The organism is Hydrogeniiclostridium mannosilyticum, assembly GCF_003268275.1.
Lineage (GTDB): Bacteria > Bacillota > Clostridia > Oscillospirales > Acutalibacteraceae > Hydrogeniiclostridium > Hydrogeniiclostridium mannosilyticum.
In genome coordinates this window covers 44,325-67,104 of sequence record NZ_QLYR01000008.1, presented here as the reverse complement: position 1 = coordinate 67,104, position 22,780 = coordinate 44,325, and the positions used below count along the sequence as shown (strand labels likewise).

Annotated in this window: 17 protein-coding genes and 1 pseudogene; 15 read left to right on the top strand and 3 right to left on the bottom strand. The window is 51.8% G+C overall.

Annotated features, from left to right (window positions below; all coding sequences use genetic code 11):
* Positions 1 to 21 precede the first annotated feature (21 nt).
* Positions 22 to 903, top strand: a complete 882-nt coding sequence (locus tag DPQ25_RS11020; protein ID WP_112333233.1) for an aldose 1-epimerase family protein — start codon at positions 22 to 24, stop codon at positions 901 to 903.
* A 201-nt stretch (positions 904 to 1,104) separates the two neighbouring features.
* Here the strand turns inward: DPQ25_RS11020 and DPQ25_RS11015 are convergent, their stop codons facing one another.
* The gene (locus tag DPQ25_RS11015) at positions 1,105 to 1,929 is read right to left on the bottom strand and encodes a DUF368 domain-containing protein (protein WP_112333232.1); all 825 of its coding nucleotides are present in this window, start codon (positions 1,927 to 1,929) and stop codon (positions 1,105 to 1,107) included.
* Between the two features lie 323 nt (positions 1,930 to 2,252).
* Complete coding sequence (gdhA, locus tag DPQ25_RS11010) at positions 2,253 to 3,584, bottom strand: NADP-specific glutamate dehydrogenase (protein WP_112333231.1); 1,332 nt, start codon at positions 3,582 to 3,584, stop codon at positions 2,253 to 2,255.
* Between the two features lie 576 nt (positions 3,585 to 4,160).
* Here gdhA and glnA point away from each other — a divergent pair.
* From glnA to guaA, 9 genes are all read left to right on the top strand, one after another.
* The gene (gene glnA / locus DPQ25_RS11000; protein ID WP_112333229.1) at positions 4,161 to 5,492 is read left to right on the top strand and encodes a type I glutamate--ammonia ligase; all 1,332 of its coding nucleotides are present in this window, start codon (positions 4,161 to 4,163) and stop codon (positions 5,490 to 5,492) included.
* 19 nt (positions 5,493 to 5,511) lie between these two features.
* Positions 5,512 to 6,345: a diaminopimelate epimerase gene (gene dapF, locus DPQ25_RS10995; protein ID WP_112333228.1), complete on the top strand. Its 834-nt coding sequence runs from the start codon at positions 5,512 to 5,514 to the stop codon at positions 6,343 to 6,345.
* A gap of 132 nt (positions 6,346 to 6,477) precedes the next feature.
* Entirely contained in the window at positions 6,478 to 7,554 is a 1,077-nt protein-coding gene (locus DPQ25_RS10990) for a carbamoyl phosphate synthase small subunit (protein WP_112333227.1), read from the top strand.
* Positions 7,551 to 10,769, top strand: a complete 3,219-nt coding sequence (carB, locus tag DPQ25_RS10985; protein ID WP_112333226.1) for a carbamoyl-phosphate synthase large subunit — start codon at positions 7,551 to 7,553, stop codon at positions 10,767 to 10,769. The genes DPQ25_RS10990 and carB overlap by 4 nt, the downstream gene beginning before the upstream one ends.
* Before the next feature lie 54 nt (positions 10,770 to 10,823).
* Complete coding sequence (purC, locus tag DPQ25_RS10980) at positions 10,824 to 11,528, top strand: phosphoribosylaminoimidazolesuccinocarboxamide synthase (protein ID WP_112333225.1); 705 nt, start codon at positions 10,824 to 10,826, stop codon at positions 11,526 to 11,528.
* Between the two features lie 110 nt (positions 11,529 to 11,638).
* Entirely contained in the window at positions 11,639 to 13,078 is a 1,440-nt protein-coding gene (gene purB / locus DPQ25_RS10975) for an adenylosuccinate lyase (RefSeq protein ID WP_112333224.1), read from the top strand.
* Positions 13,079 to 13,263: 185 nt separating this feature from the next.
* Positions 13,264 to 14,541 (top strand): adenylosuccinate synthase, encoded by a 1,278-nt coding sequence (locus DPQ25_RS10970; RefSeq protein ID WP_112333223.1) that lies wholly within the window; start codon positions 13,264 to 13,266, stop codon positions 14,539 to 14,541.
* 103 nt (positions 14,542 to 14,644) lie between these two features.
* On the top strand, positions 14,645 to 16,471 hold the full coding sequence (gene glmS / locus DPQ25_RS10965; protein WP_112333222.1) for a glutamine--fructose-6-phosphate transaminase (isomerizing): 1,827 nt from the start codon (positions 14,645 to 14,647) through the stop codon (positions 16,469 to 16,471).
* Between the two features lie 12 nt (positions 16,472 to 16,483).
* On the top strand, positions 16,484 to 18,025 hold the full coding sequence (gene guaA / locus DPQ25_RS10960) for a glutamine-hydrolyzing GMP synthase (RefSeq protein ID WP_112333221.1): 1,542 nt from the start codon (positions 16,484 to 16,486) through the stop codon (positions 18,023 to 18,025).
* A 207-nt stretch (positions 18,026 to 18,232) separates the two neighbouring features.
* On the opposite strand, the gene DPQ25_RS10955 is transcribed toward guaA, so the two are convergent.
* Complete coding sequence (locus DPQ25_RS10955) at positions 18,233 to 18,763, bottom strand: helix-turn-helix domain-containing protein (protein WP_112333220.1); 531 nt, start codon at positions 18,761 to 18,763, stop codon at positions 18,233 to 18,235.
* Positions 18,764 to 19,183: 420 nt separating this feature from the next.
* Between DPQ25_RS10955 and DPQ25_RS10950 the strand changes: the two genes are divergently transcribed.
* The 5 genes and pseudogenes from DPQ25_RS10950 (at position 19,184) to DPQ25_RS10930 (ending at position 22,318) form a co-directional block, all read left to right on the top strand.
* Entirely contained in the window at positions 19,184 to 19,387 is a 204-nt protein-coding gene (locus tag DPQ25_RS10950; RefSeq protein WP_112333280.1) for a MerR family transcriptional regulator, read from the top strand.
* A gap of 3 nt (positions 19,388 to 19,390) precedes the next feature.
* Positions 19,391 to 20,473, top strand: coding sequence for a site-specific integrase (locus tag DPQ25_RS10945; protein ID WP_112333219.1), 1,083 nt, complete (start codon positions 19,391 to 19,393; stop codon positions 20,471 to 20,473).
* A 4-nt stretch (positions 20,474 to 20,477) separates the two neighbouring features.
* Positions 20,478 to 20,813, top strand: a complete 336-nt coding sequence (locus DPQ25_RS10940) for a plasmid mobilization protein (protein WP_112333218.1) — start codon at positions 20,478 to 20,480, stop codon at positions 20,811 to 20,813.
* Positions 20,803 to 21,989, top strand: a pseudogene (locus tag DPQ25_RS10935) (AAA family ATPase); the annotation flags it as partial. The gene DPQ25_RS10940 and the pseudogene DPQ25_RS10935, both read left to right, overlap by 11 nt.
* A 95-nt stretch (positions 21,990 to 22,084) precedes the next feature.
* Complete coding sequence (locus DPQ25_RS10930; protein WP_087271867.1) at positions 22,085 to 22,318, top strand: complexin-2; 234 nt, start codon at positions 22,085 to 22,087, stop codon at positions 22,316 to 22,318.
* Positions 22,319 to 22,780 lie beyond the last annotated feature (462 nt).

Genomic DNA, 22,780 nt, shown 5'->3' with positions numbered 1-22,780 from the left:
GAAGAAAGGGGAACAATCGTCATGAAGGAATGGATTCAGCTTTCCAACGGCACCCTAACGGCTGAGATTTCGCCGGAGGGGGCGCAGCTGATGAGCCTGTGCGCCGCAGACGGTGTGGAATATCTTTGGCAGCGGGACCCGGCCTACTGGAGCGGCTGTGCCCCGGTTCTGTTTCCGATTGTCGGTGCTCTTCGAGATGGCAAGACTCGGATCAACGGAAATTGGTATACGATGAAGCAGCACGGCCTGGCCCGCCACCGGGTTTTCCAGGCAGATAAGCAATCGAAGAGCCGGGTAGTTTTTACCTTGAAGGCAGATGAGCAGAGTAAACAGGAATACCCCTTTGAGTTTGTGCTGCGGGTAGAATACAGCTTGGCTGAAAATGTGCTTAGCACCGTTTTTACGGTCGAGAATGCGGGAGATGTTTCCATGCCCTATGCCATAGGCGGGCACCCGGCCTTTAACGTGCCGCTGCTGCCGGGGGAACGGTTTGAAGATTATGAAGTCCGCTTTGAGAAAAAGGAGACGGCAGATTGTCCCCGCATTGCGGAAGGCGGGTTAATCGATGTATTCCATGTACTCAAGCATTTTGAGCACATGGATATCCTGCCGCTTCGGCATGAACTGTTTGCGGAAGATGCCTTGGTTTTTGAGAATCTTTCTTCCAGAAAGGTTCGTTTGCTGAGCCGTGTTTCAGACAGGGGAGTGGAAATGGATTTTTCTCAGTTCCCGATGCTGGGCATTTGGTCCGCGCGGAACAGGGGCCCGTTTGTTGCCCTGGAGCCATGGGCGGGTTGCGCGACAAGAACGGATGAAGGCGATGAATTCACAGAAAAGCACGCTATGCGGACACTGAATCCGGGCGAGAGCGAAAGTCTGGGCTTCTCAGTAAAAATACGATAAGCTCTTTATAACCAAACAAAGGAACGCCGTTGGTTCAATTACTCGAACCAACGGCGTTCCTTTGTCGGGGCAGAGGCCGTTTTTCTCTCCGCCCGGCGGAGCGGAAGCACCTTAAAACTTTACAATTTATCGGGTAAAACAACGAGGCTTCTATCAGGATTCGGGGGCCGGCGCGAACCGTATGGCGCCCCGTTGCCGGTGTCATGCTTCCTCATACTTCAGTTCCTGACGGGAGAGGAAATAGATGGCCAGAAAGCCAGCAACAAGGGTAACGAGGCACAAAAGCAGCTCCGGCCAGGTGGGAATACCAGGAAAAACCTCGGCGATAGACCCCAGCACAAAGCCGAGAATAATCAGGTAGGTCGGTTGAGGGTGGCGTTTCATGGCGCGTTCCAGTAGCTTGGTGGTGAGAATGATCCCCAGCAGCAGCCCGAGGGCCAGGGGAATTAAAAAAGGAAAATAAAACGTGGTAATAGCGCGCATGGTCTCATCGTACAGGCCGAGAAGCAGCAGAAAATAGGAAACGCTAATTCCCGGCAGTACTAGGGCGACGGCGGCAATAAAGCCCGCCAGCATAAGCAAAAGGAAATTGACAATACCGTTGTCGGACCCCGCTTGGAAGGTGCCAGTGGGAATAAAGGTGAAAAGCAGGACGATCAAAATGCCGGCGGCGACATAAAACGGCTGTTTCCATGAGAATTTTTTAACCTCTGCCTGCTTGACCATAAGCGGAATACCACCGGCGACAGCACCGATGAAAAAATAGAGTGTAGGCATGGGGGACCACTCGATGAGCCGAAGTAAGGGGTTGGCAAAGAGCAGCATACCGATTCCGCCGCCGATCGCAAAAAGGACAAGTGTAATCAGGTTTTTGCGCTTGTCCTTCATAAAAGAACTTACGGAGGATACAAGCTTGTCGTAGATACCGAGAATCATGGCCATGGAGCCGCCGCTGACACCGGGAACCAGCATGGTGCCGCCTACGATCATACTTTTCAGGGTAAGTAAAATTCTACTGTTTTTCATATCGTTGCAAATCCTAACTGCCGGCTGGATCGATGAAAGAAAGGCTTTCATCGTGCCGGCTGATGAAAGCGCTTCTTTAAACGGCAAAAATAAAAAAACACTCTTATAGAATACTGGCGTTGACGGCCGCTGTCAATAAAAATTTAGAGAAACGAGGGGGCATAGCGGGTTCTATATAGCAAGAATAGGCAGATGCCTGCGGAAAAATACAGGCTATCCTGAAAATAAAAAAGAGCGGCGGCCCTCATGGATTCACACATCATCCATAGGGATCCGCCACTCTTTGCCATATAGAAATTTTTACCTGCTTGCCGCGGCCGGTCTTAGATAGCGCCCTCGGCCATCATAGCCTCTGCCACCTTGACAAAGCCCGCGATATTGGCGCCGAGAACATAGTTCTTTGGTGCGCCGTATTTTTCAGCGGCGGCGTCAGCCTGTGCAAAGATGTTTTCCATAATGCCCTTCAGCTTGGCGTCAACCTCCTCAAAGGACCAGGAGAGGCGCATGCTGTTTTGGGACATTTCCAGAGCGGAGGTTGCAACACCGCCGGCATTGCTGGCCTTACCGGGGGCGAACAGCACACCGTTAGCCTGTAAATATTCAGTTGCCTCGATGGAGGTCGGCATATTTGCGCCCTCGGCAACAGCAATTACGCCGTTGGCTACCAGAGCCTTGGCATCGTCGAGCAGGAGCTCATTCTGGGTGGCGCAGGGCAGAGCGATGTCACACTTTACGCTCCAGACGCCCTTGCCCTCATGATATTCCGCGTTCGGGCGGTAATTTTTGTATTCGCTAAGACGTGCGCGCGTGACCTCCTTGATTTCCTTAACGGCATCGAGGTCAATGCCCTCGGCATCGTAAATCCAGCCGGTGGAGTCGCTCATGGTGACGACCTTGCCGCCCAACTGCACCGCTTTTTCACAAGCATAAATGGCCACGTTGCCGGCGCCGGAGATAGCGATGGTTTTGCCTGCAACAGAAGATCCGCTTTTCTTCAGCATGGCCTCGGTGAAATAGAGAAGTCCGTAGCCCGTCGCCTGCGTACGAGCCAGCGAACCGCCGAAGGTCAGGCCTTTTCCGGTGAGAACACCCTCATACATATTGCGGATGCGCTTATACTGGCCGAATAAATATCCGATTTCACGGCCGCCTACGCCGATGTCGCCGGCGGGAACGTCCACATCGGCACCGATGTGGCGGTAGAGTTCGGTCATAAAGCTCTGGCAGAAGGCCATAATTTCGCGGTCAGACTTACCCTTCGGGTCGAAGTCCGAACCGCCTTTGCCGCCGCCGATGGGCAGGCCGGTCAGAGAGTTTTTGAAAATTTGCTCAAACCCGAGAAATTTAATAATGCCAAGGTTAACGGAAGGATGGAAGCGGAGGCCGCCCTTATAAGGCCCAATCGCAGAGTTGAACTGTACGCGGTAGCCGCGGTTAACGCGGACCTTGCCCTGGTCGTCCACCCAGGTTACGCGGAACTTTATCTGGCGTTCCGGCTCGGTCAGGCGCTCCAGAATACCGGCCTCCTGGTATTTGGGGTTCTGCTCAATAACAGGCTCCAACGTTTTCAGCACTTCCGTAACGGCTTGATGAAATTCCGGCTCGCCCGGGTTACATTGGATGACATGTTCCAGCTGTTCACTTACATAGGACATAGCAATAACCTCCACTTAATATTTTGATGTAAATTCTTACTGTTTACAAGTTTATCACAAAATTATTCAAAAAACAATCGTTTCCGAAAAAAAAATAAAGCTTTGGCGAAAGACCGTTTTATCAGATAACCAGCGGCTTCTTACGACTCTTTTTTTGAACAGGCAGGATGGTTATACGGCTTATTGACGGTGGAACCGGACTATGGGCCTGCGGGCTTGCCGCGGCCTCCTGCTTTGGGCAGCCTCTTGCATCCGGGTGGGCGGGAAAATGGGCAAAATGCAAGTTTTGTTTTAAATATTGCATAAAAAGGAAACAGACGGAAATTGAGAGCAAATTCTTCTTTTTTTGTGCATTCAGATAAATCGTGCCAAGAAACAGAAAAAATGTTGACACGCTATGGCAGATATAATAAAATAAATGTAAAATATTATATAGAAATCATAACAAGGAGGTTCTGTCAGCAGAGCGGCCTTGTTATTTTTATTTACACCAAAGTAACGGTTTAGGCTGGATTTTGGCTGTATGCTTGTCTGCCGGTTCTTTGAAGAACTTATACAATAGGAGGAATTTTTAGTATGCCATCGTATACGAAAGAAGATGTATTAAGACTACTGGAAGAAAACGACGTCAAATTTATTCGGCTGCAATTCACCGATATTTTTGGTTCCCTGAAAAATGTGGCCATCACAAGAAGCCAGGCACAAAAGGCGCTGGATAACCAGTGTATGTTTGACGGTTCCTCTATTGAAGGCTTTGTCAGGATTGAGGAGTCCGATATGTATTTGCGGCCGGATCTGGACACCTTCTGCATTTTGCCCTGGCACCACCAGCACGGGCATATTGCCCGCTTGATCTGCGATGTTTATAAGCCGGACGGCACGCCGTTTGAGGGGGACCCCCGCTATTTGCTGCGCAAAACCCTTCAGGAGGCTGCTGATATGGGCTACCGCTTTAACGTGGGCCCTGAGTGCGAGTTTTTCCTCTTCAATACCGATGAGTACGGCCACCCGACGACCAACACCTATGACGCGGCCGGCTATTTTGACATGGGCCCGTCCGATGTCGGTGAAAGCTGCCGCCGGGATATTTGCCTGACTTTGGAGGATATGGGGTTTGAAATCGAGGCCTCCCACCATGAATGCGCAGTCGCTCAGCATGAGATTGACTTTAAGTACAGTGAGGCGCTGAGTGCGGCAGATAATATTTTGACCTTTAAAATGGTGGTGAAATCCGCTGCGGATTCCCACGGCCTTTGCGCTACGTTTATGCCAAAGCCTTTGTTCGGGCAGGCGGGGTCTGGTATGCATACCAACATGAGCCTTTTTAAGGATGGTAAAAACGCCTTTTATGACCCGGACTCCCCCAACGGCCTGAGCCGTATTGCCTATAATTTCATTGCGGGGATTTTGAAGCACATCCAGGGCATGTGCGCCATTACGAACCCGCTGGTAAACTCCTATAAACGGCTGGTGCCCGGTTATGAGGCGCCCTGTTACATCGCCTGGACGGAGAGCAACCGCAGTGCGCTGATCCGTGTGCCGGCCAGCCGCGGCATGGGCACGCGTGTTGAGCTGCGTTCGCCCGACCCGGCCTGCAACCCTTATTTGGAGCTGGCGGTTCTGTTGGCGGCCGGCCTGGAAGGAATCCGAGAGGACCTCATGCCTCCGGCTTCTGTTTCCGCGAATATTTATGATATGACAGAGGAAGACCGCGTGGTAAACGGAATAGAAAATTTGCCTTCCACGCTGCGTGAAGCCGTTATTCTTATGAAAGCCGATCCCTTTATGAAGGAGACGCTTGGCGACCATGTGTATGAAAAATATACCGAGGCGAAGGAAAAAGAGTGGAATGAGTATTCTACCCGGGTTTCGCAATGGGAGATTGAGAAATACCTAAATAAGTTCTGAGTTTGCACGGAGGTTACCCATGAATTTCACCAAAATGCAGGGCATTGGCAACGATTATATTTATGTGAACTGTTTTGAAGAGTACGTACCCCATCCGGAGGAGCTGGCGGTGCGGCTCAGCGACCGCCATTTTGGCATTGGCTCGGACGGGCTGATCTTGATTCGCCCCTCTGAACAGGCGGATGCGATGATGGATCTATATAATGCCGACGGCTCCCGGGCTATGATGTGCGGGAACGGGATTCGTTGTGTGGGAAAGTACCTCTATGAAAAAGGGATTGTAAAAAAGGATTGCCTGCAAATTGAGACCCTGAGCGGAATCAAGGAGCTTCATTTAAATACAGCGAACGGTTGTGTGAAGTCTATTCAGGTTGACATGGGTAAGCCCGGCTTGGACGCCGCCGAGCTTCCCGTGCTACCGCCGGAGGGGGCCTCGGCGCAGGACCTGCCGCTTGAGGTGGATGGCGTACTGTACCATGGCGTGTGCGTTTCAATGGGAAACCCGCACACGGTGCTGTTTGTGGAAAATCCTGCTGCTGCCCCGGTTGAGCGCGTAGGCAGGGCGATTGAGAACCACCCCTGGTTTCCTCAGAAGACAAACGTAGAGTTCATTCGCGTAATTTCGCCGGATGAACTGGAGATGCGCGTCTGGGAGCGCGGGTCCGGCGAGACGATGGCCTGCGGTACAGGGGCATGTGCTTCTGCCGTCGCTGCGGCTCTTACGGGCCGTGCACAGCGCAGTGTACTGGTGCATCTGCTGGGCGGGGACCTGAGGATCGACTGGGCTTTGGACGGCACGGTATATATGGAAGGCGGAGCGGAATTTGTCTTTGACGGTTCCATTATAATTTGATATAATAATGTAAAAAGGACAAGCATCGGCGGGCGTTGAAGCCGATGGGTTCTGTTCGCGGTCGTTTGTAGGTTTGCTGGAGAGGCGTCTCACCGCTGCCCGGCTTGATTTTAAAAGATGGATGGTGGTTGAATGAAGGCATTGCTAATGCTGGAAAACGGAAAGACTTTTGAAGGCGTCGGGTTCGGCTACGAACACGACGTTCTTTGTGAGGTTGTATTTAATTCTGCTATGTGCGGCTACACAGAGCTTTTGACAGACCCTTCTTATGCCGGGCAGGGAGTGGTCATGACCTTTCCGCTGATGGGGAACTATGGGATTTGCTATGATGACGCGGAATCTACCCGGCCGTGGCTCGGCGCCTTTATTGTACACTCAGTTTCCGGGCTTGCCAGCAATTTTCGCTGCGATCTTTCTCTTGACACTTATCTTAAGCAAAATAAAATTCCGGGCATGTATGGCCTGGATACCCGGGCCCTGACCCGGATTTTGCGTGAGAGCGGGACGATGAAGGGGATGATCTGCTATGGCGAGAATATTGATACCGCCGCTATGCAGCAGAAAATCAGAGATTTTGCGCTGAAGTCCCACGTCCCGGAAGTCAGCTGCAATGGCGGAAAGGTGTATGGGGATGGAAAAATCCGGGTCGCCCTGGCGGATTACGGTGTAAAGCTGAACATCGTCCGTTCTCTGGTGAAGCGCGGCTGTACGGTAAAGTGTTTCCCGTATGACGCGAATTTTGAAGATATGCTGGCTTTTAACCCGGATGGGATCATGCTGAGCAATGGACCGGGCGACCCGACAGCCTGCACAAAGGCAATTCAGGAACTGAAAAAGGTTTATGACTACGGTATTCCGACGTTTGCCATCTGCCTTGGACACCAGCTGATGGCCCTGGCGAAGGGCGCAAGCACGTATCGGTTAAAATATGGACATCGGGGTATTAACCACCCGGTAAAAGACCTACAGACAAGCCGGGTTTACATTACCTCGCAAAATCATGGCTTTGTCGTTGACGCCGGCACGGTGGATCCGGCGGTTGCCGATGTCAGCTTTGTCAGCATGAATGATCAAAGCGTGGAAGGCCTGACCTATAAAAACGGCAAGGTCTTTTCGGTGCAGTTCCATCCTGAGGCTTCTCCGGGCCCGCTCGACACCGGATTTCTCTTTGACAAATTTATTCATCTGATCGGAGGAGGCCAGCTATGAGCAGAAGACAGGAAATTAAAAAAGTAATCATCATCGGCTCCGGTCCGATTATCATTGGCCAGGCCGCAGAGTTTGACTATGCCGGTACACAGGCCTGCCGCGCGCTGCGGGAGGAGGGGGTAGAGGTCATTCTGATTAACTCCAACCCGGCGACCATTATGACCGACCGTGAAATTGCGGATAAGGTATACATTGAACCACTGACGGCGGAGACGGTTAAAAAGGTAATCCTGAAAGAAAATCCCGACAGTATTCTGCCGACGCTGGGCGGGCAGAACGCGCTGAACCTGGCGGTAGAACTGGAGGAGTCCGGTTTCCTGCGCGAGCACCATGTGGAAATGATCGGTACCAGTGCGGATACCATCCGCATGGCGGAAGACCGCGAGCTTTTCAAGGAGGCAATGGACCGGATCGGCCAGCCCTGCGCGGAGAGCGAGGTGGCCGAGTCGCTGGAGGACTGCCTGAAGATTGCGGCCCGGATTGGCTACCCGGTAGTCATTCGCCCGGCCTACACGCTCGGCGGCAGCGGCGGCGGCATTGCCCATGACAAGGAGGAACTGGCCACTATTGCCTCCTTGGGCCTGCACCGCAGCCGCGTGCATCAGGTTTTGATTGAGCGCTGTATCTCCGGCTGGAAAGAAATTGAATACGAGGTTATGCGGGACAGCAACGGCAACTGCATTACCGTTTGTAATATGGAAAACTTTGACCCGGTTGGCGTGCACACGGGCGATTCCATTGTTGTGGCGCCCTGCCAAACGCTGGCGGATAAGGAAACGCAGATGCTGCGCACCGCTGCGCTGGATATTATTACCGAGCTGAAGGTGGCGGGCGGCTGCAACGTGCAGTTTGCGCTGAATCCCAACAGCTTTGAATATTGCGTCATTGAGGTCAACCCGCGAGTCAGCCGGTCCTCGGCGCTCGCCTCCAAGGCGACGGGCTACCCGATTGCCAAGGTGGCCTCCAAAATAGCGCTGGGCTATACGCTGGATGAAATCCCCAACGCCATTACGCAAAAAACGTTTGCCTGCTTTGAGCCGACGCTGGATTATTGCGTTGTGAAAATTCCCAAGTGGCCGTTTGATAAATTCGTCTACGCCAAACGCAGCTTGGGGACGCAGATGAAGGCCACGGGCGAGGTAATGAGCATTGCGCCGACCTTTGAGCAGGGCCTGATGAAGGCTGTTCGTTCTTTGGAGCAAAATTCCTTCAGCTTGATTGATAAGAGCCTCAAGGGGCTGACCAGAGAGGAGCTTCTGCAAAAACTGCATGATGTGGACGACCGCCGCCTGTTTGTAATTGCAGAAGCGCTTCGCAGAGGGGTTACCATCGGGGAAATCCATGCGATTACCAAAATTGACCCCTGGTTCCTGGATAAGATTATGGAGATTGTCCGGGTGGAAAAGAGTCTAAGCGGAGATGAACTTGACCGTACCCTGCTGCTGAAAGCGAAGGAGACCGGCTTCCTGGACCGGACAATATCAGAACTGACCGGCAAACCTGTGGAAGAGCTGCGGGCGCTTCAGAAGCGCTGGGAGATTGCGCCGGTCTATAAGATGGTAGATACCTGCGCTGCGGAGTTTGACGCGCAGACGCCTTATTACTATTCGCGCTACGGAAGCCAGAATGAATCTATTCCGAACTCGGACAGAAAGAAAATTCTGGTCATTGGCTCCGGTCCGATCCGCATAGGCCAGGGTATCGAGTTCGATTTCTGTTCCGTTCACAGTGTATGGGCCTTGCGGGAGCAGGGGTGCGAGACCATTATCGTTAATAACAATCCGGAGACGGTCAGTACAGACTTTGATATAGCAGACAAGCTGTATTTTGAACCGCTGACCGAGGAGGATGTGCTCCATATTGTTGAACTGGAGAAGCCGGACGGCGCGGTGGTGCAGTTCGGCGGGCAGACGGCAATTAAGCTGGCTGGCGCCATTGAGGCAATGGGCGTTCCAATTTTGGGCACCTCCTTTGACAGCATCGACGGTGCGGAAGACCGCGAGCGCTTCGACGCAGTTTTGAACGAGTGCAATATTCCCAGGGCGGAGGGGCGCATGGTGTTTACTTGCGCGGAAGCCATCGCGGCAGCGAATGATCTCGGGTACCCGGTCCTGGTCCGCCCCTCATATGTGCTTGGCGGGCAGGGAATGCATATTGCCTATTCAGACGAGGATGTCATTGAACACATCGGTATTATCAACCGCGTAACGCAGGAGCATCCGATTCTGGTCGATAAATATATCATGGGTACGGAGGTTGAGGTTGACGCGGTCTGTGACGGCGTGGATTCTCTCATCCCGGGCATCATGCAGCACATTGAGCGCGCGGGCGTTCACTCCGGCGACAGTATTTCGGTTTACCCGGCAATCGGCGTTTCTAAGGAAATGCAGGAGGTGATTGTCGACTATACACGCAAGTTGGCAAAAGCGCTGAAGGTCAAGGGGTTGCTGAATATTCAGTTTATTGTCAAGGATAATGAGGTCTATGTGATTGAGGCCAACCCCCGTTCATCCCGTACGGTGCCCTATATCACTAAGGTGACGGATATTCCGATCGTTCCGCTTGCGGTGGGGACCTTCTTCGGCAAAACCCTGCCCGAGATGGGTTATGAATATGGCCTGCAGCCGGAGAAGGACTGGATTGCCATTAAGATGCCGGTTTTCTCTTTTGAAAAACTCTATGGCGCGGACGTTAATCTGGGGCCGGAGATGAAATCCACCGGCGAGGTGCTCGGTGTGGCCCGGACTTATGACGAGGCGCTGATTAAGGCCTTCTACGGGGCCGGCGTTCATATGATTAACAAGGGCCGTATTATTATTACGGTGAAAAACAGCGATAAGGAAGAGGTGCTGCCGATAGCACAGGCGCTCCATGACCTTGGCTGGACCATTTATGCGACCCCCGGCACCTCGGATTACTTTAATGACCATGATATTCCTACCATTCGCACCAATAAAATCGGTGAAAATAAGCCCGATATTCTGGATTTGATTACCTCTGGGAAAATCGACATGGTCATCAATACGCCCTCCAGAGGCGCGGTACACAACCGTGACGGCTACCTGATCCGCCGTAATGCGGTAGAGTGTGGGCTGCCCTGCCTGACGTCGCTGGATACGGCGAACGCGTTCTTGACCTGCTGCAAAAACGTTAAAACAACGCAGCTTTCGGTTGTGGATATTACGAAGGTTTCATCTTTTCTGAACATTATTTAAACCAGGGACAGCCCTGTTAAGATCATCAAAAATTATTTTGGGAGGTCAGTCATCATGGAAAAGCGCGAACAGCTCTATGAGGGAAAGGCAAAGAAGGTATTTGCCACAGATCATGAGGATTATTGCATTGTAGACTACAAGGATGACGCAACCGCGTTTAATGGCCAGAAAAAGGGAACCATTACCGGCAAAGGCATCGTGAACAACCGCATGTCCAACTTTATGTTCAAGCTGTTGGAGAAGCATGGCATTCCCACTCATTTGGTTGAGGAGCTCAACGACCGGGAGACGGTTGTCAAAAAGGTTTCCATAGTACCGCTGGAGGTCATTGTCCGCAATAAGGCGGCGGGCAGCCTGGCCAAGCGCCTGGGACTGGAAGAGGGCACGGAGCTGAAAAGCACGGTGCTGGAATTCTGCTATAAGGATGACGACCTGGGCGACCCAATGGTCAATGAGTACCATATCCTCGCGGCCGGCTTTGCCACAAAGGAAGAAGTGGATGAAATCGCGGCCATGGCGCTGAAGGTCAATGAAATCCTCTGTGATTTCTTTAAGCAGATCGATGTTGAACTGATTGACTTTAAACTCGAATTTGGCCGTTTCCATGGGAAGATTTTGCTGGCGGATGAGATTTCTCCGGATACCTGCCGCTTCTGGGATATTCATACCCATGAGAAGCTGGATAAAGACCGCTTCCGCCGTGATATGGGCGGTGTGGAAGAGGCCTATGCAGAAATGATGAAAAGAATCGGCCTTTAATTTTTTAGAATGAAACGGATAAACGGGAGGGCTATACGGGTTTTACGCATAGCGCGCCCGTTTATGCATCATGAAGTAATTTGACAGAAAACAGGAAAGGAATGGGATGGATGAGCACCCAAAAAGAGAGTTATGAATCTCCGCTTTCCGCACGCTATGCGGATGCTGAAATGAAATTTATTTTTTCACCGGATAAAAAATTCAGAACCTGGCGAAAGCTGTGGATTGCCCTGGCTCAGGCTGAAAAGGAGCTCGGCTTGGACATCACGCAGGAGCAGATTGACGAGATGGCCGATTTCCAGGATGAAATTAACTATGAGGTAGCGGAGGCGCGGGAAAAGGTTGTGCGCCATGACGTTATGTCTCATGTCTATGCCTTCGGCGAACAGTGCCCTAAAGCTCGCCCGATTATCCACCTGGGGGCAACCTCCTGCTATGTCGGCGATAATACAGATATCATCGTCATGCACGATGCCCTGCGGCTGGTTCGGACAAAACTGGTACAGGTCATCCGTGCGCTGTCTGCATTTGCACTGAAGTATAAGGACCTGCCTACATTGGCCTTCACCCATTTCCAGCCGGCTCAGCCGACAACAGTCGGCAAACGGGCAACGCTGTGGCTGCAAGACTTACTCATGGATTTGGAGGATGTGGAGTACCAGCTCTCCAAAGCTAAGCTGCTGGGTTCTAAGGGGACGACCGGCACTCAAGCCAGCTTTTTAGAGCTTTTCGACGGTGACCGGCAAAAGGTGAAGAAGCTGGATCATCTGATTGCGGAGAAGATGGGGTATCAGGACTGCTTTGCTGTTTCCGGGCAGACCTACTCCCGTAAGCTGGACAGCCAGATGCTTTCTATTCTCAGCGGAATCGCCCAGAGCGCCGCGAAATTTTCTAATGATATCCGGTTGCTTCAGCATTTGAAAGAGGTGGAGGAGCCCTTTGAGAAAACACAGATTGGCTCGTCGGCCATGGCCTATAAGCGCAATCCGATGCGTACGGAGCGCATGGCTTCTCTGGCGCGTTATGTAATGGTGGACAGTCTGAATCCTGCGATTACAGCCGCAACACAATGGTTTGAGCGGACACTGGATGATTCTGCTAATAAGCGCATCAGTGTGCCAGAGGCCTTCTTGGCCGTGGACGGTATTCTGAATCTTTATGTCAACGTTACAGACGGCCTGGTGGTTTATCCGAAGGTCATTGATCAGCGTCTGCGCAAGGAGTTGCCCTTCATGGCCACGGAGAATATCATGATGGATGCCGTGAAGCGAGGAGCGGACCGTCAGCAGCTCCATGAGCGCATCCGGGTACATTCCATGGCGGCCGCCAGGGTCGTCAAGGAAGAGGGCGGCGAAAATGACCTGCTGGAACGCATTGCCGCTGACGAGGCCTTCGGAGTGACCCTGGAGGAACTGGCTGGCATCGTTCGTCCGGAGAACTATGTCGGCTGTGCACCGCAGCAGACAGAGGAGTTTATCACGGAGACGGTCGAACCGCTGCTGCGCAATTATGCCGGCGTTTCGGAAGAGAAAACAGAAATTAACGTTTAAAGGACGCGCCGGCTTTATTGTGTTTAGTGCAGTTCTCTTTTCATTTTTTGCATTTTTGATATAATAAATGCCAGTGTGTCCAGTAAAGAATAATGGGGGAATGAGGATAGGCTATAAGCGGTACGAATATTCACTATGCGTGTTGCCACGCAGGATCGATTTAAAGAATGGTAGGTGCAAGGTATATGGTAAAAGCAATTGTGGGTGCAAACTGGGGAGACGAAGGGAAAGGTAAAATTACAGATGCAGAGGCTGCTAGGTCGGATATAGTCGTGCGGTTTCAGGGTGGAAGCAATGCCGGTCATACAATTGTAAACAGCTACGGCAAGTTTGCGCTGCATCAGCTGCCCTCTGGTGTATTTTACCGCCATATTACGAATATAATTGGAAATGGAGTCGCCCTCAGTGTCGAAAATTTGATCAAGGAACTGAAATCGCTGGCGGAGCGCGGTGTTCCCGAGCCCAATATCCTGGTCAGCGACCGGGCCCAGATTGTTATGCCCTATCACGTTGAGTTGGACACCTTTGAAGAGGCACGGCTTTCCTCAAAGTCCTTTGGGTCGACAAAGTCGGGTATCGCGCCGTTTTACTCCGATAAATACGCCAAAATCGGGTTTCAGGTTCATGAGCTTTTTGGCAGCGAGTCGGATCTGAAAGAAAAGGTAGAACATGTGGTCACCCTCAAAAATGTACTTTATAAGCATCTGTACCACCAGCCGGAGCTTACGGTGGAAGCTGTATTTGATCAGCTGATGGAGTACCGCGAGCAGCTGCGGCCCTATGTCGCCGACACAGTAGCGCTGTTGCATCAGGCGGTGAGAGCGGGTAAGAATATATTGCTGGAAGGACAGCTGGGCGCACTAAAGGACCCCGATATGGGTATTTACCCAATGGTTACCTCCAGCTCGACTCTGGCCGGTTATGGCGCAGTCGGCGCCGGTGTCCCTCCTTATGCCATTCAGGAGGTTATAACGGTAGTGAAGGCCTACTCCAGCGCGGTTGGCGCGGGTGAATTTGTCAGCGAGATTTTCGGCGATGAAGCCGACGAACTTCGCCGCCGTGGCGGTGACGGCGGTGAATTTGGCGCTACCACCGGGCGTCCGCGCCGGATGGGCTGGTTGGATCTGGTGGCGACCCGTTATGGCTGTGAGGCGCAGGGAACCACCGCCGTGGCTTTTACCGTGCTGGATGTGCTGGGGTATTTAGATGAAATTCCCGTTTGTGTAGCTTATGAGCTGGATGGAAAAAGAATTGAGTATTTCCCTACTACCAGCCGGCTTAAGCATTGTAAGCCGGTTATTGAGGTTCTTCCCGGCTGGAAATGCGATATCCGCGGCATCCGAAATTATGAGGAGCTTCCTGAAAATACGCGAAGCTATATTGAATTTGTTGAAAAGCGCATCGGCTTTCCCATCACAATGGTCTCCAATGGCCCGGCTAGGGAGGATGTCATCTACCGCTGAATGACGGGGAACAGTGCGGCTGGTTCGTACCTTTGCAAGAACCGAAAGATATACGTTGAACTGCCGGGCTATGGCAGAGATTTTATGACAGGAGATGAAAGCAATGTGTGGAATTGTTGGCTATGTGGGCGATGGTCAGGCGGCGCCTGTTTTGCTGCAGGGCCTGGAAAAGCTGGAATATCGCGGCTATGACTCCGCCGGTGTGGCAGTTTATGACGGTACCTCTCTTCAGGTAGTCAAGGCGAAAGGGCGCCTGAAGATATTAAATGATATGATCGACGGCGGAAAAAGCCTGCCGGGGAACATTGGCATCGGGCATACGCGCTGGGCGACCCACGGCGCGCCTTCCGACGTCAACTCCCATCCTCAGGTGAGCGGCTCCGGAAAATTTGCGGTGGTACATAATGGGATTATCGAAAATTACCTCTCTCTGCGCGAGTCCCTGCACCGGCACGGCAAAGCCTTTGTTTCAGAGACGGACACCGAGGTCGTGGCCCAATTGCTGGATTACTATTACCAAGGAAATATACTGGAGGCCATGGTAAAGGTATTGCAGAAGGTGGAGGGATCCTATGCGTTGGGGGTTATTTGTGCGGAACGTCCCGATGAAATCATCGCGGTGCGTAAAGACAGCCCGTTGATTGTCGGCTTGGGGGAGCATGAAAATTTCATCGCTTCCGATGTGCCCGCAATTCTCAGTAAGACCAGAAGCATCTACCGTCTGAATGACAATGAAATCGCCGTCCTAAAGCGTGACTCCGTTCAGGTCTATAACCTGGACCTGGAGCCGGTTTCAAAAGAAAAGGTGCATATTGATTGGGATATTTCCGCGGCGGAAAAGGGCGGATATGAGCACTTTATGGCGAAGGAGATTATGGAGCAGCCCAAGGCTGTCCGCGACACCATTTCTCCGCGGCTGAAGGATGGACGGATTGTCCTTGACGATATTACGCTGACCAAGGAAGAAATTGAACGCTTCTCTAAGATCAGCATTGTTGCCTGCGGCTCGGCCTACCATGTCGGCGTTGTCGCCAAGTATATTTTTGAGAAGCTGGCGCGCATCCCTGTTGAGGTTGATGTAGCATCGGAGTTCCGTTACCGCGAACCGGTCGTCAATGAGCAGACCTTGGTGTTGGTCATCAGCCAATCCGGAGAAACAGCCGACACCCTGGCGGCGCTGCGCGAGGCAAAGCGCCTGGGGGCCCGAACGCTGTCCATTGTCAATGTTGTGGGAAGCTCCATTGCGAATGACTCCGACGATGTAATTTATACCTGGGCAGGGCCGGAAATCGCTGTAGCGACAACCAAGGCCTACAGCACGCAATTAGCGGTGGTTTACCTGTTGGCTGTTTATTTCGCTGAGAAGCTGGGGACCATCTCTCAGGAAGTATACGCCTCCTATATTGAGGAGTTGAAGCTGCTCCCAGAGAAAATTGAAAAGATCCTGGAAAATAAGGAGGACATCCAGTATTTGGCGTCCAAATTCTTCAACGTGAAGGATGTCTTTTTCATTGGGCGCAATCTGGATTACGCCATGTCCCTGGAGGGTTCCCTGAAGCTGAAGGAAATCTCCTACATTCATTCTGAGGCTTATGCTGCCGGTGAGCTGAAGCATGGGACCATCAGCCTGATCGAGGATGGGACACTGGTCATTGCGCTGGCTACACAAACAAAACTGTTTGAGAAAATGATGAGCAATGTCAAGGAAGTAAAAGCGCGCGGTGCAATGGTGTTAGGGCTTACCTCTGAGGATAACCGGATGATTGAAAAGGAAACGGACTATGCGCTCTATGTCCCGTCCGCTGATGAAATGCTGCTTCCATCCTTGGCGGTGGTGCCACTGCAGCTTTTTTCCTATTATGTATCCTCCATGAAGGGGTGCGATATTGATAAGCCGCGCAATCTTGCCAAATCGGTTACCGTAGAATAGAACAGGAGTTGAATGATGTTAGAAAACGAGGTTGTACTTATTTTGGATTTCGGCGGCCAATATAGCCAGTTGATTGCCCGCCGGGTCCGGGATCTGAAGGTTTACTGCGAGATTAAGCCCTACCATATCAAGGCTGAAAAAATCAGGGAGAGCGGCTATAAGGGAATTATATTTTCAGGGGGGCCAAATTCCGTATATGAAAAGGGCGCGCCGGTCTGCGACCCGGAAATTTTTACCCTCGGGATTCCGGTACTTGGAATTTGCTACGGCGCACAGCTGATGGCTAATGCGCTGGGCGGAACCGTTGCGCAGAGCCCGGTTCGCGAGTATGGGAAAACAGAGGTGGCCTTTCAGCAGGATAACCTGCTGCTGAAAAATATGCAGGCGCAGTCGGTGTGCTGGATGAGCCACACCGATTATATTGCCGCAGCACCGCAAGGCTTTTCCGTCGTTGCGCGTTCGGCAGATTGTCCGGTTGCCGCCATGGAGCATGTGGACAAAAAGCTCTTTGCAGTACAGTTCCATCCCGAGGTTGAGCATTCGGCCGAAGGAAATATATTGCTGAAAAATTTCCTGTATGAGGTCTGCGGCTGCTCCGGGGATTGGCAGATGTCGTCGTTTGTCAAAGCCGCCATCGGCCAAATTCGGGCGAGGGTTGGGCAGCGCCGGGTGCTTTGCGCGCTTTCAGGGGGCGTTGACTCCTCAGTTGCCGCAGTGATGGTGCATAAGGCAATTGGTAAAAATTTGACCTGTATTTTTGTTGACCACGGTATGCTGCGCAAAAATGAGGGCGATGAGGTTGAACAGGTGTTCCGCCGGCAATTTGATATGAACTTGATTCGGGTCGATGCCGGTGAACGCTTTTTATCAAGGCTGGCGGGTGTTTCCGAACCTGAGAAAAAACGGAAGATCATCGGCGAAGAATTTATCCGTGTATTTGAAGAAGAGTCAAAAAAATTAGGCCGGATGGATTTTCTCTGCCAGGGGACGATTTACCCGGATGTGGTTGAGAGCGGAACCGGCGAGGCGGCTGTTATCAAGAGCCACCACAACGTCGGCGGCCTACCTGAAAATATTGGCTTTGAGGGAATTATAGAGCCGCTGCGCAATCTTTTTAAGGACGAGGTGCGCCGGGTAGGCCTGGAGCTTGGAATCCCCGAAAAGCTTGTCTGGCGTCAGCCCTTCCCCGGGCCGGGCCTTGCCGTGCGCATTATGGGTGATATTACACCCGAAAAGCTTGAACTGCTCAAGGAAGCCGACGCGATATTCCGGGAGGAGATTTCGGCGGCGGGGCTGGACCGTTCCATTAATCAGTATTTCGCTGTCTTGACAAATATCCGCAGTGTCGGCGTAATGGGGGATGGTCGTACCTATGACCACACCATAGCGCTGCGCGGTGTGACTACCAGCGATTTTATGACAGCCGATTGGGCCAGGATTCCCTATGAAGTGCTGGACCGTGTCAGTACCCGCATTGTCAATGAGGTAAAGCATATCAATCGTGTTGTTTATGACATTACCAGTAAACCCCCGGCGACTATAGAGTGGGAATAAGCAAAAAGTGGATATGAGGGTCCGCAAACCCGCATAAACACTGGGTTTTTGATTTCCAAAATCCCCCATTTGATAGCAGATTGATAGCACTCATCAAATCCATACTTGCTGATTTTCTGGCAGGTAACAGGTGGTTTGCAGGTGCAGATTAAAAACTTATCCAAGAGAAAAGGTCTAACCGATTTTTGCAAGTCGGTTAGACCTTTTTTATTTATCCTTTTTGTCCTTGTTCAGTTCCTCTGCCAGCATATCGCTGAGGCCCTGCGGAATGACCTTAGCCCAGATGCGGGTTGTATCAAATTCGGGGTAACGGTAGCGCCAGCGGTCGTACTCCTCTCTGGTGATCTCTCCCGATTCCAATTTGGCGGCTTGTTCACGCCAGGCAATCAGTGACCGGCTCAGCTCAGCAGCATCTTTGCCTTGAAACACATCTACACGGAGATGGACTTCTCCATCACACTCGCAGACTTTAAGGCCGTAGCGATCTTCCAGGGTAAAGAGGGTGTGCATCAGACCAAGATAGGAATCTATGTCCGGTACTGACAGCGCCAGAGGCGAAACATCCAGAATATTGGCCAGTGCAGCAGTCATATCAGCCTTGGGGGTCCTTGTTCCGGTTTCATACTGAGCAAGGCGAACATCAGCTGACTTCTCCGGGAAGCCAACTTGTGTGCCAAGATATTTTTGGGTCATACCACGCAATTTACGAAAGAACTGAATCCGCTCTCCAATCGCCATAACGGCCAACTCCTATCTGAAACTTGATAAATTTAGCATAGCAGAAATGCTTAGGATAGTCAAGATAAATCTAAACAAATTTATTTAATATTTTTCTGCAAACCGCTTGACTTTAACTATTAAGCTTAGTATAATGAGGGTGATATAAACAAATTAGTTTAGTTCATAGAAATTTTACAAATTGAGTACCCTCCAAACGGCGAAAAAATGTCCGTTGTAAGGTGAAAGGGGGAATTTCAGACGAGGCAAAACTGAATGACCGTCCGACAGATACTTTCTCTGGAGAAGCAGGCGATGATATGAGCGTGCCAAGGAGAAAAATAAACGGTACAGCGCCGGGAAGGGTTGCCTGCCAGAGTCTGAAGGGTGAAACGGCAAACAAGAAACAATTACGGCAAGGAAAGGAAGGTGTTTTTGCGTATGGTAGGACAGATTTTTATGCGTGTTGATGAAGTTGCCGCGGAGCTGGGGGTATCCAAGCCCTATGCCTACAAACTCATCAAGAAAATGAACGAGGAATTGGCGCAGACGGGCTGCATCACGATTGCAGGACGGATTGACCGCAAGTTCTTCCATGAGAAGTTTTACGGCACGAGAACCGAGACGGTTAGGAAGGGGGAGTAATTTATGGCAGCGTTCAAAAACAAGGACAACGGCAGCTGGTATGTACAGTTCCGCTACACCGACTGGAAAGGCGAGCGCCAGCAGAAACTCAAACGTGGATTTGCGACTAAGAAGGAAGCATTAGCATGGGAGCGGGAGTTTCTTATGGCAAAGCAGGCTGATATAAATATGACCTTTGAGAGCTTTGTTTCCCTGTACGAAAAGGACGTTAAACCGAAACTGAAACTCAATACTTGGCTCACCAAGGAAAGTATTATTCAGAAGAAAATTCTGCCCTATTTCCGCAAGCGGAAGCTGTCGGAGATTACGGCCAAGGATATTATTGACTGGCAGAATGAAATCCGCAACCTTACTGATTGTCATGGAAAACCTCTATCCAAGACCTATCTGAAAACGGTTCACAACCAGCTAAGCGCAATTTTCAATCATGCAATCAGATATTATGGCCTGCAAGTCAATCCAGCACAGAGGGCAGGAAATATGGGAACAGAAGAACGGCGGGAAATGCTGTTTTGGACGCGGGAGGAGTACACCAAGTTTTCTGAGGCGATGATGGATAAGCCTATTTCTTTTTATGCCTTTGAGATGCTTTACTGGTGTGGTATCCGGGAAGGCGAGCTGTTAGCACTGACGCCGGCGGACTTTGATTTTGAGAAGCATACCGTTACCATCAACAAATCTTATCAGCGACTCAACAAACAGGATGTTATCACCACACCTAAAACGCCCAAGAGCAACCGTGTCATCCAGATGCCCCAATTTTTGTGCGATGAGATACAGGACTACCTCAAGCAACTCTACGGCGTAGAACCGGACAGCCGGATATTCCCCATAACAAAGCACTACCTCCGCAGAGAAATGGAACGTGGCTGCAAAGATACAGGGGTAAAACGCATTCGCATACATGATTTGCGACACAGCCATATTAGCCTTCTGATTGACATGGGATTTACCGCTTTGGCAATCGCAGAACGGGTAGGGCATGAGAGTATCGACATCACATATCGCTATGCTCATCTGTTCCCTACCCGTCAGGTAGAAATGGCTGACAAGTTGGACTCGCTGAAAACTGAGAAAGGAGCTTAAAACAATGTCTATGAAAAACCTTGACCGCCACAACCGCTGGCGGAACAAAACGGTGGCTTTCCGGGTTTCACCGGAAGAAGATGAGCAGCTTGAAATCTTCGTCAAGCTGTCCGGCCTGACGAAACAGGACTACATCACCCGGCGGCTGTTGGAAAAGGAGGTCGTAGTGCAGGGCAATCCCAGAGTCTACAAGGCCCTCCGGGACGAACTGGCCGCTGTGCTGGACGAGCTGCGCCGGATTGAGGCCGGACAGGGTGTGAACGGCGAGCTGCTGGACACCATTCACATGATCGCCACCATTCTAAACGGGATGCAGGAGGAAATTGCCTATGGGAATTGACGCAAAAGAAAAGACCGCCCTGGGCGCATCTGTTGGCGCAGATGCCGGGCAGTCCATTCAAAATGATTCTGACAACAGTATACCCGCTTCGGGGACAAAACGCAACGGGGAAATGGAAAATCCAGCGGAAAATCTGGAGGAAATGTACCGCAAAATGCAGCGTATGGCTGACCCGCGCTACCTGCACACGCTCACCATGACGGAACTGTTCCAGACCACCTACAAAAGCCGCCCGCCCATTATTGAAAACTTGCTCCATTCGGGGGCGTACCTTCTCGCTGGCGCGCCCAAGATCGGCAAGTCGTTTCTGGTGGCGCAGATCGCCTACCATGTCAGCACCGGGCAGGAACTGTGGGGGTGCAAAGTCCATCAGGGAACGGTTCTCTATCTCGCGTTGGAAGATGACTTCCAGCGCATCCAGAACCGGATGTTTATGATGTACGGCGTGAATGATACTCCCAACCTGCACTTCGCCACCGCTGCCGGAAAAATCGGCAACGGTCTGGACGAGCAGCTGGAAAACTTCATGCGGGAACATTCGGACACCAAACTCATTATCATTGACACCATGCAGAAAATCCGGGAAGTTGGCGGCGAGGCGTACAGCTATGCCAGCGACTATGAGATCATCGGCAAGCTCAAGCAGTTTGCAGACAAGCATTGTATCTGTGTTCTGACCGTCCACCATACCCGGAAACAACCCGCCGGGGACGCTTTCGAGATGATCTCCGGCACCACTGGCCTGCTGGGCTGCGCGGACGGTTCTCTGCTGATGCAGAAGAAAAAGCGGACCGCGTTGGAGGCCACCATTGATGTGGTGGGCGCGACCAACAGGATCAGATTCTCTATCTGAAAAAAGACCCGGAAACGCAGATTTGGAATTTGGAGCGCATGGAAACCGAGCCGCACAAGGAACCGCCGGACCCTGTGCTGGAAGCAGTTGCAAAGCTGGTCTCCGCCGAGCGTCAGGAGTGGACAGGCTCTCCCTCGGAACTGGCCGCAGCGGTACAGGTAAATATGGCGGCGAACGCGCTGAGTAAGTATCTGAATGTCAAATCCGGCAGGCTGCTGGAGGAATATCATGTAGGCTATAAGAATAAGGCGCGCCACTCCGGACGGCAGGTGAAACTTACTTATATGCTGGTGGAGGCTCCGGCCTTTGAAGTGGTTGATGATGGGCGCGACGGTAGCGACGGTTGCAACGGTGAAAATGCTGCCACCCAAACAACCGTCGCTATCGTCGCAGCCGTCGCGGAGAGGAACGGAAGCGAATGAAGAATGTGCAGATTCCCTATGACTTGTTCGTGGCGCTGGTGGAGTATCACCTCGGCTATGATGACGAATACGAGGATGAAATCCGGCAGGGGTTGGAGCAAAAGCTGGACGCTTTGGTGCGGCATGAGCTGTATGCAAAATATAAGACCGCACCCAGCGCGGAAGAACGGGAACAGGCGCGGCAGGCGTACCTGGACCGGCGCGGCGTATTCCCGGATTTTCGCTGGTAATAGGTGTTTACTTTCAGACTAATCCCGCAGATGAAATTAGTACCAAAGTCAATTTCTCTCTGTTGGCATGGACAGGAGCGTGACACGCTCCTGTGGCTGGCAGACAAGGCAAATTGGCTGACGGCACACGCTTTCCGCATCCCCGTCCCCATCGAGAAATCCGCAGATTTGGAGATGGCTAAGGCCGGGAGAATCCGGTGGATTTTCCCGGCCCGTGGGCGGCGGAATTGCAGCAAACACGGTTGCGAAAAGTGCGCCGGTCACACCGCGTTTTGAGGCTGTGGGGATCACCTGCAAGCCGAAAAAGGCGGTGAGGCTCCCGCAGGAGCCGCACTCCCCCTCGGAGAGCCCACGATACTTTGCAGCCGCAGGATGAAAGTATCATAGTGGGTTATTACACTTCCGCAGAAGTGCATCTCCAAAAAACTACCCGCATCTCAACCGCCCTCGTGGGGCGAGAAA

What these genes read in the sequence shown, in the direction of transcription:
- dapF (WP_112333228.1), top strand. Translation starts at nt 5,512, where the DNA reads ATGAATTTCACCAAAATGCAGGGCATTGGCAACGATTATATTTATGTG.
- purB (WP_112333224.1), top strand. Translation starts at nt 11,639, where the DNA reads ATGAGCACCCAAAAAGAGAGTTATGAATCTCCGCTTTCCGCACGCTAT.
- glnA (WP_112333229.1), top strand. Translation starts at nt 4,161, where the DNA reads ATGCCATCGTATACGAAAGAAGATGTATTAAGACTACTGGAAGAAAAC.
- DPQ25_RS10990 (WP_112333227.1), top strand. Translation starts at nt 6,478, where the DNA reads ATGAAGGCATTGCTAATGCTGGAAAACGGAAAGACTTTTGAAGGCGTC.
- DPQ25_RS10930 (WP_087271867.1), top strand. Translation starts at nt 22,085, where the DNA reads ATGAAGAATGTGCAGATTCCCTATGACTTGTTCGTGGCGCTGGTGGAG.
- gdhA (WP_112333231.1), bottom strand. Translation starts at nt 3,584, where the DNA reads ATGTCCTATGTAAGTGAACAGCTGGAACATGTCATCCAATGTAACCCG.
- DPQ25_RS10945 (WP_112333219.1), top strand. Translation starts at nt 19,391, where the DNA reads ATGGCAGCGTTCAAAAACAAGGACAACGGCAGCTGGTATGTACAGTTC.
- carB (WP_112333226.1), top strand. Translation starts at nt 7,551, where the DNA reads ATGAGCAGAAGACAGGAAATTAAAAAAGTAATCATCATCGGCTCCGGT.
- DPQ25_RS11020 (WP_112333233.1), top strand. Translation starts at nt 22, where the DNA reads ATGAAGGAATGGATTCAGCTTTCCAACGGCACCCTAACGGCTGAGATT.
- DPQ25_RS11015 (WP_112333232.1), bottom strand. Translation starts at nt 1,929, where the DNA reads ATGAAAAACAGTAGAATTTTACTTACCCTGAAAAGTATGATCGTAGGC.
- DPQ25_RS10970 (WP_112333223.1), top strand. Translation starts at nt 13,264, where the DNA reads ATGGTAAAAGCAATTGTGGGTGCAAACTGGGGAGACGAAGGGAAAGGT.
- DPQ25_RS10955 (WP_112333220.1), bottom strand. Translation starts at nt 18,763, where the DNA reads ATGGCGATTGGAGAGCGGATTCAGTTCTTTCGTAAATTGCGTGGTATG.
- glmS (WP_112333222.1), top strand. Translation starts at nt 14,645, where the DNA reads ATGTGTGGAATTGTTGGCTATGTGGGCGATGGTCAGGCGGCGCCTGTT.
- purC (WP_112333225.1), top strand. Translation starts at nt 10,824, where the DNA reads ATGGAAAAGCGCGAACAGCTCTATGAGGGAAAGGCAAAGAAGGTATTT.
- DPQ25_RS10950 (WP_112333280.1), top strand. Translation starts at nt 19,184, where the DNA reads ATGGTAGGACAGATTTTTATGCGTGTTGATGAAGTTGCCGCGGAGCTG.
- guaA (WP_112333221.1), top strand. Translation starts at nt 16,484, where the DNA reads ATGATGTTAGAAAACGAGGTTGTACTTATTTTGGATTTCGGCGGCCAA.
- DPQ25_RS10940 (WP_112333218.1), top strand. Translation starts at nt 20,478, where the DNA reads ATGTCTATGAAAAACCTTGACCGCCACAACCGCTGGCGGAACAAAACG.